The sequence below is a fragment of the Clostridium sp. MCC353 genome (assembly GCF_018785315.1).
Classification (GTDB): Bacteria; Bacillota; Clostridia; order Lachnospirales; family Lachnospiraceae; genus CHH4-2.
In genome coordinates this window covers 8,365-22,671 of the sequence record NZ_WQPN01000141.1, presented here as the reverse complement: position 1 = coordinate 22,671, position 14,307 = coordinate 8,365, and the positions used below count along the sequence as shown (strand labels likewise).

The 14,307-nt window shown below is 48.8% G+C and carries 13 protein-coding genes; 1 reads left to right on the top strand and 12 read right to left on the bottom strand.

Going from position 1 to position 14,307, the window contains the following annotated elements:
• Positions 1-390: 390 nt before the first annotated feature.
• The 12 genes from GPL15_RS22610 to GPL15_RS22555 form a co-directional block, all read right to left on the bottom strand.
• Entirely contained in the window at positions 391-1,098 is a 708-nt protein-coding gene (locus GPL15_RS22610) for a CvpA family protein (protein WP_215700940.1), read from the bottom strand.
• Positions 1,099-1,187: 89 nt separating this feature from the next.
• The gene (locus GPL15_RS22605) at positions 1,188-2,015 is read right to left on the bottom strand and encodes a Cof-type HAD-IIB family hydrolase (RefSeq protein ID WP_215700939.1); all 828 of its coding nucleotides are present in this window, start codon (positions 2,013-2,015) and stop codon (positions 1,188-1,190) included.
• Positions 2,016-2,027: 12 nt separating this feature from the next.
• Positions 2,028-4,079, bottom strand: a complete 2,052-nt coding sequence (locus GPL15_RS22600) for a hypothetical protein (RefSeq protein ID WP_215700938.1) — start codon at positions 4,077-4,079, stop codon at positions 2,028-2,030.
• A gap of 34 nt (positions 4,080-4,113) precedes the next feature.
• Positions 4,114-4,710 (bottom strand): recombination mediator RecR, encoded by a 597-nt coding sequence (gene recR / locus GPL15_RS22595; protein WP_215700937.1) that lies wholly within the window; start codon positions 4,708-4,710, stop codon positions 4,114-4,116.
• Positions 4,711-4,712: 2 nt separating this feature from the next.
• On the bottom strand, positions 4,713-5,069 hold the full coding sequence (locus GPL15_RS22590; RefSeq protein WP_215700936.1) for a YbaB/EbfC family nucleoid-associated protein: 357 nt from the start codon (positions 5,067-5,069) through the stop codon (positions 4,713-4,715).
• 13 nt (positions 5,070-5,082) lie between these two features.
• Positions 5,083-6,687, bottom strand: coding sequence for a DNA polymerase III subunit gamma/tau (dnaX, locus tag GPL15_RS22585; RefSeq protein WP_215700935.1), 1,605 nt, complete (start codon positions 6,685-6,687; stop codon positions 5,083-5,085).
• Positions 6,688-6,734: 47 nt separating this feature from the next.
• Complete coding sequence (locus GPL15_RS22580; protein WP_215700934.1) at positions 6,735-7,814, bottom strand: ATP-dependent 6-phosphofructokinase; 1,080 nt, start codon at positions 7,812-7,814, stop codon at positions 6,735-6,737.
• A gap of 237 nt (positions 7,815-8,051) precedes the next feature.
• On the bottom strand, positions 8,052-9,161 hold the full coding sequence (locus GPL15_RS22575; RefSeq protein ID WP_215700933.1) for a BMP family protein: 1,110 nt from the start codon (positions 9,159-9,161) through the stop codon (positions 8,052-8,054).
• A 63-nt stretch (positions 9,162-9,224) separates the two neighbouring features.
• Complete coding sequence (locus GPL15_RS22570; RefSeq protein WP_215700932.1) at positions 9,225-10,166, bottom strand: ABC transporter permease; 942 nt, start codon at positions 10,164-10,166, stop codon at positions 9,225-9,227.
• Position 10,167: 1 nt separating this feature from the next.
• The gene (locus tag GPL15_RS22565; RefSeq protein WP_215700931.1) at positions 10,168-11,244 is read right to left on the bottom strand and encodes an ABC transporter permease; all 1,077 of its coding nucleotides are present in this window, start codon (positions 11,242-11,244) and stop codon (positions 10,168-10,170) included.
• Positions 11,231-12,763 carry an ABC transporter ATP-binding protein gene (locus tag GPL15_RS22560; RefSeq protein ID WP_215700930.1) on the bottom strand — a complete coding sequence of 511 codons (1,533 nt, stop codon included), beginning with the start codon at positions 12,761-12,763 and terminating at the stop codon, positions 11,231-11,233. The genes GPL15_RS22565 and GPL15_RS22560 overlap by 14 nt, the downstream gene beginning before the upstream one ends.
• A 15-nt stretch (positions 12,764-12,778) precedes the next feature.
• Positions 12,779-13,519 (bottom strand): 5-formyltetrahydrofolate cyclo-ligase, encoded by a 741-nt coding sequence (locus GPL15_RS22555; RefSeq protein WP_252198580.1) that lies wholly within the window; start codon positions 13,517-13,519, stop codon positions 12,779-12,781.
• 143 nt (positions 13,520-13,662) lie between these two features.
• On the opposite strand from GPL15_RS22555, the gene GPL15_RS22550 reads away from it, so the two are divergent.
• On the top strand, positions 13,663-13,899 hold the full coding sequence (locus GPL15_RS22550; RefSeq protein ID WP_215700929.1) for a hypothetical protein: 237 nt from the start codon (positions 13,663-13,665) through the stop codon (positions 13,897-13,899).
• Positions 13,900-14,307 lie beyond the last annotated feature (408 nt).

The following is a 14,307-nucleotide window of genomic DNA, read 5'->3' as shown; positions in this document are numbered from 1 at the left end:
TAGAATTTTCAGGGTTTTACATACTGTTCAATCTTTAATTATCAAGGTTCATTCTGTGTTGTTGTTTTCAACAGCAACTCGATCATTATATCATCTCGTTTTATGTTTGTCAACAACTTTTTAAAACTTTTTTTCTTTTCATTTCCCACCGTTTTGTTTTTCCGCGGTGGAGCTTTAATATAACATTATATAGCATAATTTGTCAAGGGATTTGTGTAATTTTTTTAAACAATTTTTTCTTTTGATTTTCACCCACTAAATATAGCCTATTTTCAAGTTTTTCTCTACATTTAGTGGTATAAAAAAACCGGGAAATGCCTGAGAGGAATTCCCGGTTACCACATATTTGTATTAATTGATTCAATAATTAAAACACAAGATACAAATCTATCAAAGCATTCCATGCAGTACACCTGTTACTATTTTAATTAAAATATTATGGCTGTAGAGAAATGACAGCCAAGGGCTGCTCTCAATCTGTCTGATAACAGCCATGCCCCATCCACTTCCTGAACACGCGGTAACCAACAGGCAAAATATCCAGAAAAAGACAAGTCCTTCTGCAGCGCCAAGCAGGGCCCCTGCTATTTGGTTGATACCGGATAGTATGGGAAGCTTAGCCATCAAATCCAGCCATCTCATAATGATGTGGATGAGGGCGTATACCAATACAAACAGAACCACGAACCCTATGATATTGATTATTACATTGGACAGATAGGCGCCAATATAATCAGTAAATACATCGACTTGCAGCATATCATAGACTTCATTGTTATTGTTTTCAATCAGCATCTCTTTTAACTGCTCCGGCAGGTTCAGGTTTTCTATGGCTGTCCGCTGGGCAGAAGGCAGTTCCGCCTCCCCTTCCGGACTGCTGATATCAATGGCATTTTCCAATGTTTCTTTGATCATAGAAGTGATTGGCGTGCGGTCCCTTAAAAATGCCGAAACCTGGGGCATTGCCAGATTTACAATAACTAAGGTGGCAATCAAAGCCACCATGGATACTGCAAGACGTATAAAACCTCTGTAATGGCCGTAAAGAACCATTGCCAGCAAATAGATTCCTACTACAATTGTTAACCAGTTTTCCATAAACTCCTCTTCTGCCTTAGAGTGTATTTGAAAATACTTTCCCGCAGTGTGCACAGCAAAGCTGAAAAACGCAGGTTTTCAAACACGTCTCAAGCTGATAACACCAATTTTTTAATGGCGTCGGCGACTCCGTCCTGATCATTTGACCTCGTTATATAATCTGCGCATTTTTTCAAATATTCATCCCCATTATCCATGGCTACGCCGATACCGGCCTTTATAATCATGCTCAGGTCATTGCTGCCGTCTCCGAAGGCCATGGTCTGTTCTGCCGGAATTCCAAGGTATGAGGCCAGTTTTAATATACCGTTGCCTTTTGTGGCGTCTGCCGCATTGATTTCCAGGTTATTATATAAAGAAGAGCTGACAGCCAGTTCCGGGTTTTGTTCCAAAACCTTTTTCACCCTGGCACGCTCTTCCAAATCTCCGAAAAACATATTGATCTTCTCTATGGGCTTATTCCATTGTTTTACATGCTCAATGCTGTCTGGGACCGGGCTGCGGGTTTTCAGGACCAGATCGTGGATGCCTGGTTCCAGCCCGTAATCTTCCAGATGTTCTAAAAAGCGGGCTTCCATAGCGCCTTTCCCATTTACATAAGGATCGTAGGCCGATTTCGTAGTCTTGGCAAATTCCAATATCTCTAAAGCTAATTTTACAGGCATCAAAGCCGCGCTGATCTCTATGCCTTCCTGCATATCAACCACGCGGCCGCCATTGGCCGTAATGGCGTAGCGGACGCCCGGAATGTTCCTGACAAACTCCGGGATTCCCCCTGCCAGACGGCCGGTGGCCGGAACAATGTGGATTCCCCTGTCAATACATGCTCTCAAAGCCGCCTCATTGGCAGGAGACAGCCGTTTTTTGGAATCCAATAATGTTCCGTCCAAATCCAATGCTATTAATTTAATATTCATATACACTTCCTGTTAATCTATAAAATGTTGTTCTTTCAATATCAGCATTCCGTCTTTGTCGTATTTTGGTGAAAATACACCCTTAATCAGCTTGCCGATTGACGGTTTTTCAGCTTTATCAGCCGCCTCTTCTATCAGTTCCTCCGCATTGGCGCGGGTCAGAGGTATTCCGTCCTCTTCCATAATTTCAATGCGTTCATATAGGGCCAGCATGCTCTTGCCGCTGATGCTGCAGTCGATTTCACCGGCATATTTGCATGCGTACTGGGCAAATTCGTCCAAATCCATCTCTTCATCCGCATCGGGCTGTACCGGTTCTGCGGGTTTCGGCTGCACCGCTTTGACAGGCCGCGCTTCCGGTCTGGGCTGCACCATCCTTCCGGAGCTCTTTTCCCCGGATAAAGCCGGCTTTTTAGCGGGTACGGGAATTTCTTCCTCCGGTTCTTCCTCTGTTTCTCCCTGTATCTCTTCCCGGGCGATGTCTTCCTGAAGCGCAATCTGTTTTAAAACGGCTTCTGAGACATCTTCGATAGGATCTTCATCTTTAACCCCGATACATTCAAATTTAGATGCCAATTCAGGATTTTGGCCATGGAGTTCCTCCATCTGCCGCGGATTATCGATCAATACAACAATCGTCCCGGTTTCGTCCCGGTCCATAAACTGGTTTAATTCAGCTAACGCATCCGGCGTCAGATCCCCGGCTTCTTCAATCACCAGGTCCTTGCCGGCAATCTTATCTTCAGACGCAAAAATACCGCGCCTGCTCAGCCTGCTGCCGCTGATCTTCAGCACCTGATGTTTGATTCCATTTTCCTCATGAATCTGTTTAAGAGCTTCAACCGCCATCTCAAGGCCCTTTTCAGGGGTGCGGGCTTCAATCATCAAATGATTGACCGGAAGGATCTCAGGTTCTTCCTCATTATCCACCATTAATTCTTCCATCGGCTCTTCTACAGGTTCTTCCTGAGCCTCTTCTGTATATTCCTCCCCAGCATTTGGGGCATATGGTTCATTGTACGGTTCGGCATAGGATTCGTTATACGGCTCCCCATAAGCTTCCGCCTCGTATTCTCCATCCGGTTCAGCTCCGTATCCGGACATCTCATCATCTGAAAATTCAACAGTTTCAGGAAGCTGTTCCGGAAGGTCGGAACCTTTTTCCGGAGCTATATCCCTGATGGCCTTTAAAACTTTTGTGACGGATGAGGATTCGTCCTGTTCCGCTTCGCCGTCATCCTCAACGGAGATTCTGGACATCTCCTCTGCCAGCCGTTCCTCTACCTCTGCCTCATGGAGATTGGCTGTGAGTTCTTCATCCACATTCCGGTGGAGATGGATCGGAGACGGAATCTCAGGTTCGTTGTCTTCGTCTTCATCATAATCTTCTTCATCATCCAGCAGGCGGGGAGCGCTGTACTGCTGTTCCACCGCCTTCAGCTTCTCTTCGTATTTGTCCCGGTTCTCCACCAGGTCCATCTGATAGCCGTTGAGCGGCGCATACTGCATCTTCAAATCCATGGCTTTGTCCACGTATTTGCCAAGGCCGAACATCAGCATGATCTTGTCACAGGTTCTGATACATTCATCAATCATGCCCGCTTCCTGGTAAAGCTCCGCCAGCTCGTAGATCCATTTTTCCTCTAATTCGGTGTTGGTGTAGCGTTCCAGGGAGTGGATCAACTGTTCTGCGGGAGCGCCTTTTTCCTTTAAAATCATATAGCGGAGCAGGTTCTGCCTGGGATCATCGGGAGCCAGGTCACAGAATTCCCTGTAATAGTCCTCTGCTTCAGATACATTCTTCTCTTTTAACGCCAGTTCCGTCAGTTTATATAATAAACGTTTTCCGATAGGAGCCCGTTCGAAAGCCAGAAGCAGAATGTCTTTGGCGTCCTGGTATTCTTCATTTTTTTCGTAAACCTGGGCAACCAGCGAAAGCAGGTTGGTGTTTCTGACCCGTCTCCAGTCGATTGTGTCCGCAATTTTCATAGCCGTTTCGTAATCGCTTTTATTAACCAGCTTTTTGATCTGTTCAACCTTTATGTTAAACTCATACTTATCCATCTTGCGTATCTCCTAAATATCTCCAGTTAACAAGTTACAATTCTGTCCTTCCTTCCAAAGCACGAAGCAGCGTAACTTCGTCTATGTATTCCAAATCCCCGCCTACCGGCACACCGCTGGCAATGCGGGTCACTTTTATTCCTGTGGGTTTGATCAGTTTGCTGATGTACATCGCTGTTGTCTCACCTTCCAGGCTGGAATTGGTTGCGATAATCACTTCTTCCACATCCCCCTGAAGCCTCTGCATCAGCTCCTTCAGCTTGATATCATTGGGCCCGATTCCGAGCATAGGTGAAATGGCTCCGTGAAGCACATGATACACGCCTTCATATCTCCCGGTTTTTTCATATGCGGCCAAATCCCTGGTATTCTCCACCACCATAATCTCTTTGTGGTTCCGTCTGTCGCTGCTGCAGATCGGACAGACCTCTTTATCCGTCAGAGTGAAGCACTCCTTGCAGTACCGGATATTATTCTTGGCCTCCGTGATGGCGGAAGCCAGATGCTGCACCTGTTCGGACGGCATGTTGATGATATGAAATGCCATCCTCTGGGCTGATTTCGTACCCACTCCGGGCAGCTTCGACAATTCTTCTATTAATTTCGTAATCTGACTGCTGTAATAATCCATAATTAGAACGGAAAGCCTCCGCCCAGGCCGCCCAAACCGCCTGTCAGCTTGGACATAGCCGCGCCTGATGCCTCTTCCATCTGACGGAGGGCTTCATTGGTCGCCGCCACGATCAGGTCTTCTAACATTTCGATGTCGTCCGGGTCCACTACCTCTTCAGATAATTTAACTGAAACCACCTCTTTTTTGCCGGATACTGTTACAGTTACGGCGCCGCCGCCTGCGGTTGCGGTAAATTCTTTGCTCTCCAGCTCTTTTGCATTCTCTTCCATCTGTTTCTGCATCTTCTGAGCCTGTTTCATCAAGTTATTCATATTGCCAGGCATCATACCGCCTGAAAATCCTCCACGTTTTGCCATGGTTTTATTCCTCCTAATCTTCTATTGAAATTTCCATATGGATGCTGTTTTTCAAATCCTCATCACTCACATAAATGGTATCGAGGCGTTCTGTTCCGCCTTTCAGCCTGGCTTTAAAATAGAGAGATTTCCCATAGGTCTTTTCGATATAGGATTCAATCTCTCCCAGCACGGTCGGCCTGCTGCCGATCATATATCCGTCGCTGCTGCTGAAAACAACGCACAGGCAGCTATCCCCTGCGGGTTCCACAACCGTGTCCCGAAATCCGGCCCGGATCACTCCGCCCAGTTCCCGGACGATCTTCCCCCATTCGTTGCGGATCAGGTTCAAATCTTCCAACTGGGCCTTGGGTATCGGCACCTGGGCCGGCGGTTCTGCGCCGTCTCCGGAAGAAGGCCCTGCCGTGTCCGCCGCCGGTACGGCAACCGCCGCGGCCTGCAGGGCGGCCGGGTTCACGGGCACGCCTTCTTCTAACTGTTCTTCAATTCTGTTAAGCCTTTGTACAACGGAATCCAGATTCTGTTCCATCTCCGGCTTTGTCAGTTTGATAAATGCCAGCTCAATTAAAACCCTCTTCTGGCTTGCATATCTCAACTGATTGGAAAGTTCTGAAAATACCCGGATGTAGCGCATCAGGGTCTCCCCATCTGTCAATGCCGCATCCTCTGTAAGCAGTTTTATATTCTCCGCCGAAGCATCCACAATCCCCTCCGGGTCATCCGTGGTCTGCACCAGCAGAAGATTTCTCATATACCAGATAAAATCCGTCACAAACTGGCCCAGTTCCCGGCCCTGGATTACCATGTCCTCCAGCTTTCTGATGCACTCCGTCGTCCGGTTTTGCACAACCGCCTGGAAAATCTCGCTGAAAACTCCGGTATCAACCGCTCCCAGAATCTCCAGCACATGGTCATAAGTCAGGACTTCACCAAAATGAAACGCCACGCATTGATCCAAAAGGCTGAGCGCGTCACGCATGGCCCCGTCCGCAGACTTGGCGATATAGGTGAGCGCCTTTTCTTCCACTTCAATCTGTTCCGCCTGTGTCAGTTCTTTCAGCCGGTCGGTGATGGTTTCAACCGTGATTCTCTTAAAGTCATACCTCTGGCACCTGGACAGCACCGTTACCGGTATCTTGTGGACTTCCGTGGTTGCCAGAATAAAAATCACATATTCCGGCGGCTCTTCCAGGGTCTTTAGCAGGGCGTTAAAGGCTCCTGTAGAAAGCATATGCACCTCGTCGATGATATAAACCCGGTAACGCCCCTCGGTGGGCGGATACTGCACCTGTTCCCGGATCTCCCTGATGTTCTCCACGCCGTTATTGGACGCCGCGTCGATCTCCACAACATTTAAGGAGGAACCGGTCAAAATGTTCCTGCAGGTGGGGCACTCATTGCAGGGACTGCCGTCCACAGGGCTCTCACAGTTGACGGCTCTCGCAAATATCTTGGCAATACTGGTCTTTCCTGTACCTCTTGTTCCGCAAAACAAATACGCATGTCCGATACGCTGCGATACGATCTGGTTCTTCAGGGTCTGGACGATATGGTCCTGGCCTTTTACGTCGCTGAATGAAGCCGGGCGCCATTTCCGGTATAATGCAGTGTATGACATGTTAATCTCTCCTTCGCCGTAGATGCGGCACATACTTCGTTCTGTTCTTATTCATCGCCAAAGCTGATTCCCACCATCTTGGCTTCACGGATCATGGAACTCTCAGGATCCACGGTCTTCAATTTTCCTGCCACCTCTTCCAACGGCACTTCGGTGATATCGTTATTCTTAACAGCCACCATATAGCCATATTTGCCGTCAAAAATCAGTTTGGCCGCAGCGGCTCCCAAACGGGTGGATAAAACCCGGTCGTAAGGGCAGGGCTCCCCGCCTCTCTGCATGTGGCCCGGAACTGTAACCCGGACTTCCTGTCCGGTGCGCTCCGTGATCTGGGCGCCGATTTCATACGCAACGGATGGATAGACCATACCGCTTTTTTTCTTTTCTTTTAATTCCTTCTTGGATAAACTGGCATTTTCCTTGGAAATCGCTCCCTCCGCAACCGCCAGAATGGAGAAACGTTTCCCCTGTTTGGTCCGGTCTTTGATCGCCTTCACAACCACATCCAGGTCATAGGGGATCTCGGGCAGCAAAATGATGTCCGCCCCGCCTGCAATTCCTGCATAAAGGGTCAGCCATCCCACCTTATGCCCCATAACTTCCACAATGAACACCCGTCCGTGGGACGCGGCCGTGGTGTGAATGCAGTCGATGGCATTGGTCGCCACATTGACCGCGCTCTGGAATCCGAATGTGATGTCGGTCCCCCAAAGATCGTTATCTATGGTTTTAGGCAGGGAAACGATATTAAGTCCTTCTTCTCTCAGAAGATTGGCCGTTTTCTGGCTTCCGTTTCCGCCCAGAACTACCAGACATTCTAATTTTAATTTTTTATAGGTGTGTTTCATGGCTTCAACTTTATCAAGGCCGTTTTCATCCGGCACTCTCATCAGCTTAAAGGGCTGCCTGGATGTTCCTAATATGGTGCCGCCTTCCGTCAGGATTCCCGAAAAGTCAGATGGCTTCATCACGTGATAATCCGCGTACATCAGCCCCTTAAACCCATCCTCGAATCCTATGATCTCTATCTCGTCGTACATCTTGTAAAGCGATTTGGCTACGCCGCGCATTGTCGCATTCAAACTCTGACAATCCCCGCCGCTTGTTAACATTCCAACTCTGATCATGAAAGTCACACCCTTTCTTTCTATTATCCGCCTTCAGTTTATGGGCTATACTATCCCCATTTTGTAATTATAATACAAAGGCAGAAGAGGGGCAAGGGGCAAATTTCTTACAAACCCCTTATGATTACATGCTTTTTGGCACCATTTTGTGAACTATATTGAAAATGGCGGACAAAAACCATGGCTGAACCGCCCGTCCGTTTTGTCCGCCGCTTTCCGGCATATGATATGTAGTTCTTATTCTGCGCTGTTATAATTCGGTGTGATCACGATTTCTCCGTCGATGATCTTCTGTTTGATGGCATCCGTCTTTTCTGCAACTTCAGCGGATACCTTGCTGCTGTAAGGAGCGATTCCGATTACGCCCTCTTTCAGTCCCGGGTTTTCCAGTCCGCCGAATTCACCTGCTTCGATGATGTCGATCTGGGAAGTGATCATGGTCGGAATGCTTACCAGAAGGGAAGTTAAGCATAAGTCGTCTTTTACTAATGCGCCCTGGTCTGAAGTATATCCGATGCAGTAGATTCCCTTTTCTTCGCAGGCCTCAAATGCGCCAAGCCCTGTTTCATCACAGGTCTGGAGAATGACATCAACGCCCTGTTCAATCATGGCAAGGGCTGTCTCTTTTCCTTTGGAGGAATCGTTAAATGTTCCTGTAATGACTGTTTTAACCTCGATGTCCGGAACCGCCGCTTTCGCGCCTTCTACAAATGCATTTTTATCAGAAGCCTGTGTGCTGTTGTCTCCGCCTCCGATATAACCGATGACGCCGCTCTCGCTCTGGTATGCCGCCAATGCGCCGCATACATACGCGCCTTCATATTCCTTATAGTCATAAAATGCGATATTGGACGGGTTCTCACCTTCCGGCGGGTTTCCTGTGATGAAGAAATAGCACTCCGGAAAATCTTCTGCCACACGCACACAGGCGTCGCCGTACTGAACGCCGTGTCCGATTACGAATTCATAACCTTCTTCACAGTAGCTTCTGAATGTGGATTCCATATCAGCCGCCTGTACGTCTTCTGTATAAGCGATTTCATAGCCCTGGGATTCCAGTTCCTTCAGTCCTTCATAAGCGCCCTGGTTCCATGACTTGTCTGTGATGAATCCAGGAAGCAGGATAGCGATTTTTGACACGGAACCGGCTTTGGCCTTTTCCTCTGGCTGGCCTTCTTCTGCTTTAGCGGAAGTCTCTTCCTTGCCGGCAGCTTCTGTTTTTTCAGTTGTTTCCGCCTTAGCGGCGGCTTCTGTTGTCTTTGTTTCCGTCTTTGCGCATCCCGTCATCAGAGCCGCAGTCATGGCTGCGCAGCACAGAAGGGACACTACACATTTCATCTTTTTCATTTTTTCTCCTCTTTCTTCCTTTTATAGTTCGGTTCCGGCTGGCGGAACTGAATTCATATTAAATTACCGGCTTTCCTTATCATAAGGTTTTCCAAGATATCCCGGCGCATGGATATTGCGGCCGAAGATCACCAGGCTTAACAGCGTAACCACATAGGGCAGCGCCACAAAAAACTGGTAGGGCAGGGACGACCCAAGCGCCTGAAGCCGCAGCTGCAGCGCCTCCACTGTTCCGAACAAAAATGCCGCAAAAATGGCGAAGACCGGATTCCAGCGGGCCAAAATGGTGATAGCCAGACAGATGAAGCCGCGCCCTGAGGACATGTTTTCCGTATAACTTCCCACAATACCGCAGGATAAAAATGCTCCGCCGATACCGGCCATAAAACCGCTGAACATATATCCGCCGTATCTCATTTTCACCACATCAATACCGGCGGCAGCCGCGGCTTTTGGATTCTCACCGGCCGCATCGATCTGCAGGCCCAGTTTTGTGAATTTCATCACGATCCATACAATAAACGCGGCGATCAGCGCAATATATACCAGGATATTGTGTTTAAACAGGATGTCTCCGATATATGGAATCTTTGACAGGCCTGGGACTTCTATATTTTTCAGGATATCCACCTTCACCCGGTCCGTGCGGACGCCGTATACGGCCCGGTATAAAAAGTTGGTAAAACCCAGGGCGAAGATGTTGAACATGATGCCCACCACCGACTGGTCCTGCTTCCTGCTGACGCCCCAGAAACCGATCATCAGCGCGCCGCACATGCCGGCCAGCCCTCCGGCCAGAATGCCCACAGCCAGGCTTCCCGACGTATAAGCGGCCATAAATGAGATCAGGGCGCTGATTAACATCTCGCCTTCCAGACCAATATTCATAACCCCCGTCCTCTCGGAGACCACATCGCCCACAGACCCGAAGATCAGGGGTACGCTCATTCTGACGCCGGCGGCAAAAAGAGGAACTAAGAATGCTGCTGTAAAAATCTCATTCATGTTATTTCTTCTCCTTTTCCCTGCCGGACGCTTTTACCTTCTTTTTACCTGAACCGAAAAAGCTGAATCCCAGCAGAATAAATAATACGATTAACGCTTCCAGCACATTTAAAAACAGGGAGGACACCCCGGTTTTTACCTGCATGGTCTCGGCGCCGGAGGACAAGGCCGCCAGCAGAATGGAAGATACTAAAACTCCCGCCGGATGCAGCATGCCTAAAAGGGCAGCCACCACGCCGTCAAAACCATAAGAGCCTGCCAGGCCTTCTAACAGGCGGGTCTGGGTTCCGGCAATCTCGATGGACCCCGCCAGGCCGGCGAATGCGCCGCTGAGAAGCATGGCAAGCAGGTAGTATTTCTTCTGGCTGATGCCGCCGAAGGCCGCCGCCTTGATGCTGCCGCCCAAAACCCGAAGGCGGTATCCGAAATTCGTTTTCCTGATCACGATCCAGTAAACCACCACACAGGCCAGGGCCACGAGAATCCCCGCGTTCATGCGGGAACCTTCCACCAGCTTGGGAAGGGTGGAGGCCACCTTGGCGGACTGGGGGATATTTCCCTTGGGATCGCGAAGGGGGTAATAAACGCAGTAGCTTAAAAACTGTACCGCTATGTAATTTAAAAGTAAGGTAGTGATAATTTCACTGGCCTTAAACTGTGTTTTAAAGAAACCTGCGATTCCTGCCCAAAATGCCCCGAACAAGGCAGCCACAATCATTCCCACAGGAATCCACCACGGCCCGAGAGAAGCGGCCAGGGGAGAAGTCCCCACCAGGGTCATGCCGATGGCCCCCAGGCAGATCTGCCCTTCTCCGCCCAGATTGCTGAGCTTCGCCTGGAACGTGAAGGATACGCCGATTCCCACAATCAGGATAGGAACCAGCTTTATGGAAATCTCGCCGATACTCCTGAAATTGCGGAACGGACGGATCAACAGGTAATAATATGCTTCAAAAGGATTGACATTTAAAATGCTGATAAAAATGGCTCCGATGGCCAGTGCGGCCAGTATGGCGGCCAGAATAATCAGGCATTTGCTTACAATATCCTTTTCACGAATGGAATCAATGAGCTTCATCTGCCGTCACCCCCATCATCATCATGCCCACTTCCCTGACGGAAGTTTCTTCCGGCAGCACCTCGCCCACAATCTTGCCCCGGTACAAAACCACGATCCGGTCGGAGAGGGCGAACAGTTCTTCAAAGTCACCGGACAGAAGGAGAACTCCCATCCCATCCTTTCTGGCCTCTAAAATCTTTTCCCGGATAAACCAGGTGGCCTTGATATCCAGCCCCCTGGTAGGATAGGCGCAGATCAGGGCTTTGGGATGTTTACCCAGGGCCCGGGCCAGAATGAATTTCTGAAGGTTTCCGCCGGACAGGTTCGCGCTTCTGTCGTCGATCCCACGGGCCCTCACATCGTAATTCTGCATGGCCGCCGCGGTCTGGACCTTGATCTTTCTGTAATCCAGAAGAGGCCCTCTCTTTGGCGGTTTCCTGTTTCTCAAAATCCAGTTTTCATATAGCGGGAAATCCGGAACGCTTCCGGTATAGTTCCGGTCAGCAGGCACATAGGCGATGCTCTTATCAATGAACACCTTCGCGGATTTTGTAGGCACTTCCACCTCTTCAATCATCACACGGCCTTTTCTGGCCTTCCTGACACCGGCCAGCACCTCGGCCAATTCCACCTGGCCATTTCCTTCCACGCTGGCGATGCCTACCACCTCGCCAGGATAGACTGAGATTGAAACTCCATTCAGGGTTTTCACGCCTCTGTCGTCCCTGGCTTCCACATCCTCCGCGCGCAGAACCGGAACGGTCCCTTCTTTTTTCACATGGGTCTTTTGAAGATCCGGAATTTGGACGTCTTCACCCACCATCATGCGGACAATGGTTTCCTTATCTGCATCTCCGGTATCGATCTGGCCTGTCACACGGCCTTTGGTGAGCACGGTGATCCGTCTGCTGATTTTCAGCACTTCATCCAGCTTATGGCTGATGAAAATCACGCCTTTTCCTTCATTTACCAGGTTGGCTATGATCTCAAACAGGCCGTCGCATTCCTGAGGCAGCAGAACGGCGGTGGGCTCGTCAAAAATGAGGACGTCGGCTCCTGTATACAAAAGCTTTAAAATTTCCACCTTCTGCTGCATTCCGATGCTGAGCTGTTCCACCGGGCTGTGGATGTCCACATCGATGCCGTATCTGGATTTCAAATCTTCCAGCTTTGCTTCTATGTTCTTTTTTCTGATAAAAGAAAGCCCCCGCTCCTCTCCCATCAGATAGATATTTTCAACGGCTGAAAACACATTTACCAGCATAAAATGCTGATGGACCATGCCGATCCCATGGCGCAGGGCGTCTTTGGGGGACTGGATCTTCACCTGTTCTCCATTCAGATAAATGCTGCCGCGGTCAGGCTTATAGATGCCGTAGATCACATTCATCAACGTGCTTTTTCCGGCTCCATTTTCCCCTAACAGGGCGTGGACTTCGCCGGGGTAAACCGTTAAATTGATATCTTCATTGGCGGTAAAGCTGCCAAATGTTTTTGTAATTCCCTTTAATTCCAACAAAGGTACATTTGTACTCATCGATTGTCTCCCTGCCTATTTGCAATGCACTTTGCACCAGAGTTCCTGAACCGGCGGAATCTGCTCTCTCATACCGGGAGCCAGACGGCACCAGATAATTCCTTTCGTAGGTCTTGGGAATTCATGACGCGTTTCAATGATTCTGGTGGGTGTTACGATAAAATCAATGGCCGTATCGTATTCTTCCACGGTCACGTCCACATCCACCACCTGGCAGTCATGGCCTGCGCCCACGATCACGGAAGTCTCGTCTACGATTCCCATGGTGTACAGCATGGCCCATTCCAGGTCAAAATACCCATGGCCCTTGCCGAAACGGATACCGCTGGGAGTGATGGCGGAAGCGCCGGTTACCAGCATGTCGATATGGCCTACGGATTCTTTTAACTGCTCCAGCGTCTGATGTTTCCAGTAACGGGATACGCCGTCCAGCAGGGAAGCCACTTCTTCTTTTCCCTCCGGAATAAATTCCGGGCGGATCAGGAAAAATCCTCTGGTGATTCCGTAGTTGGTCATAACAACGGTCTTTTTATCCCGGAAAGCGATTTCACGGAGTTTTTCTAAGTTGTTATCCGGAGTGATGAAAATTACGTTTGCGTTTTTATACATGTCTGTGGCAGTCAAAAGCTCCGCACCTTTATCACTGCCCACATAATCGGCGATAAATTCTGAAAACTGCCAGCTGAATTTTGAATCCGGCCTGGCTACCTTTAATAATTCCTCCCAAATCTTTACCCTTGCAGTTTTTGCATCCATTATTATTTTTCCTTTCCTTTTTTGGTTGATATATTAGCTATGCTTATTATATAAACTAATCTTCTTTTACACATTTGTCAACAAAAATCGACAATAAATCTTTATTTAACATATTTGCGAAAGTAACGCCATGAATCCAGGGAATGGGGACGGATGGGGGCGGAGGCCTGCTTGGAGGTGTGACGCCGGACGGAGCGGAATCCGTTGGCGATGAAAACCGGCTTCCAACCGTAAGTGAAACTAAGGCCCCAGGGACGGAAAAAGACGGTCCGATGCCCATTCACGGTAAACTCTTTATGGGACTTTACCGTTCAGTGGGCATCTCAGAAACTGATTTGGTTTTCAGTTTCTGCCCGTCTTTTTCCATCCCTGGAGCCTAAGTTTCACTAACGGTTTCCAGACGGCTTTCATCGCCAACGGATTCCGCTCCGCCCGGCGTCACACCTCCAAGCAGGCCTCCGCCCCCATCCGTCCCCATTCCCTGGATTCATGGCTGTGTACTGGTCTGATGAAGGATAAATAAAGATTTGGGGAGGGGAAGTAAAAAAGGAAGGGAAGCGTTTGAGTGAGACGGTATTTGGTATTTAGAGCAGATTATGGTATAGATATTTCAAGTAACTGACGTGGGGAATAACAGTAAAAGGTCAAGGCATTTTCGGAAATGCCTTGAGGGGTGATGTTAAATGGTGTTGGCATTTACATTAAAGGGTGAAGCCATTTTCGAAAATGCCTTCACCCTTTATGTAAAATTTGCTTTTAATTACTTTAGCCAGGGAACACCAGCAGGG

Coding starts and splice junctions, on each gene's coding strand:
- GPL15_RS22610 (WP_215700940.1), bottom strand. CDS start 1,098: ATGGAAAACTGGTTAACAATTGTAGTAGGAATCTATTTGCTGGCAATG.
- GPL15_RS22605 (WP_215700939.1), bottom strand. CDS start 2,015: ATGAATATTAAATTAATAGCATTGGATTTGGACGGAACATTATTGGAT.
- GPL15_RS22600 (WP_215700938.1), bottom strand. CDS start 4,079: ATGGATAAGTATGAGTTTAACATAAAGGTTGAACAGATCAAAAAGCTG.
- recR (WP_215700937.1), bottom strand. CDS start 4,710: ATGGATTATTACAGCAGTCAGATTACGAAATTAATAGAAGAATTGTCG.
- GPL15_RS22590 (WP_215700936.1), bottom strand. CDS start 5,069: ATGGCAAAACGTGGAGGATTTTCAGGCGGTATGATGCCTGGCAATATG.
- dnaX (WP_215700935.1), bottom strand. CDS start 6,687: ATGTCATACACTGCATTATACCGGAAATGGCGCCCGGCTTCATTCAGC.
- GPL15_RS22580 (WP_215700934.1), bottom strand. CDS start 7,814: ATGATCAGAGTTGGAATGTTAACAAGCGGCGGGGATTGTCAGAGTTTG.
- GPL15_RS22575 (WP_215700933.1), bottom strand. CDS start 9,161: ATGAAAAAGATGAAATGTGTAGTGTCCCTTCTGTGCTGCGCAGCCATG.
- GPL15_RS22570 (WP_215700932.1), bottom strand. CDS start 10,166: ATGAATGAGATTTTTACAGCAGCATTCTTAGTTCCTCTTTTTGCCGCC.
- GPL15_RS22565 (WP_215700931.1), bottom strand. CDS start 11,244: ATGAAGCTCATTGATTCCATTCGTGAAAAGGATATTGTAAGCAAATGC.
- GPL15_RS22560 (WP_215700930.1), bottom strand. CDS start 12,763: ATGAGTACAAATGTACCTTTGTTGGAATTAAAGGGAATTACAAAAACA.
- GPL15_RS22555 (WP_252198580.1), bottom strand. CDS start 13,519: ATGGATGCAAAAACTGCAAGGGTAAAGATTTGGGAGGAATTATTAAAG.
- GPL15_RS22550 (WP_215700929.1), top strand. CDS start 13,663: ATGGGGACGGATGGGGGCGGAGGCCTGCTTGGAGGTGTGACGCCGGAC.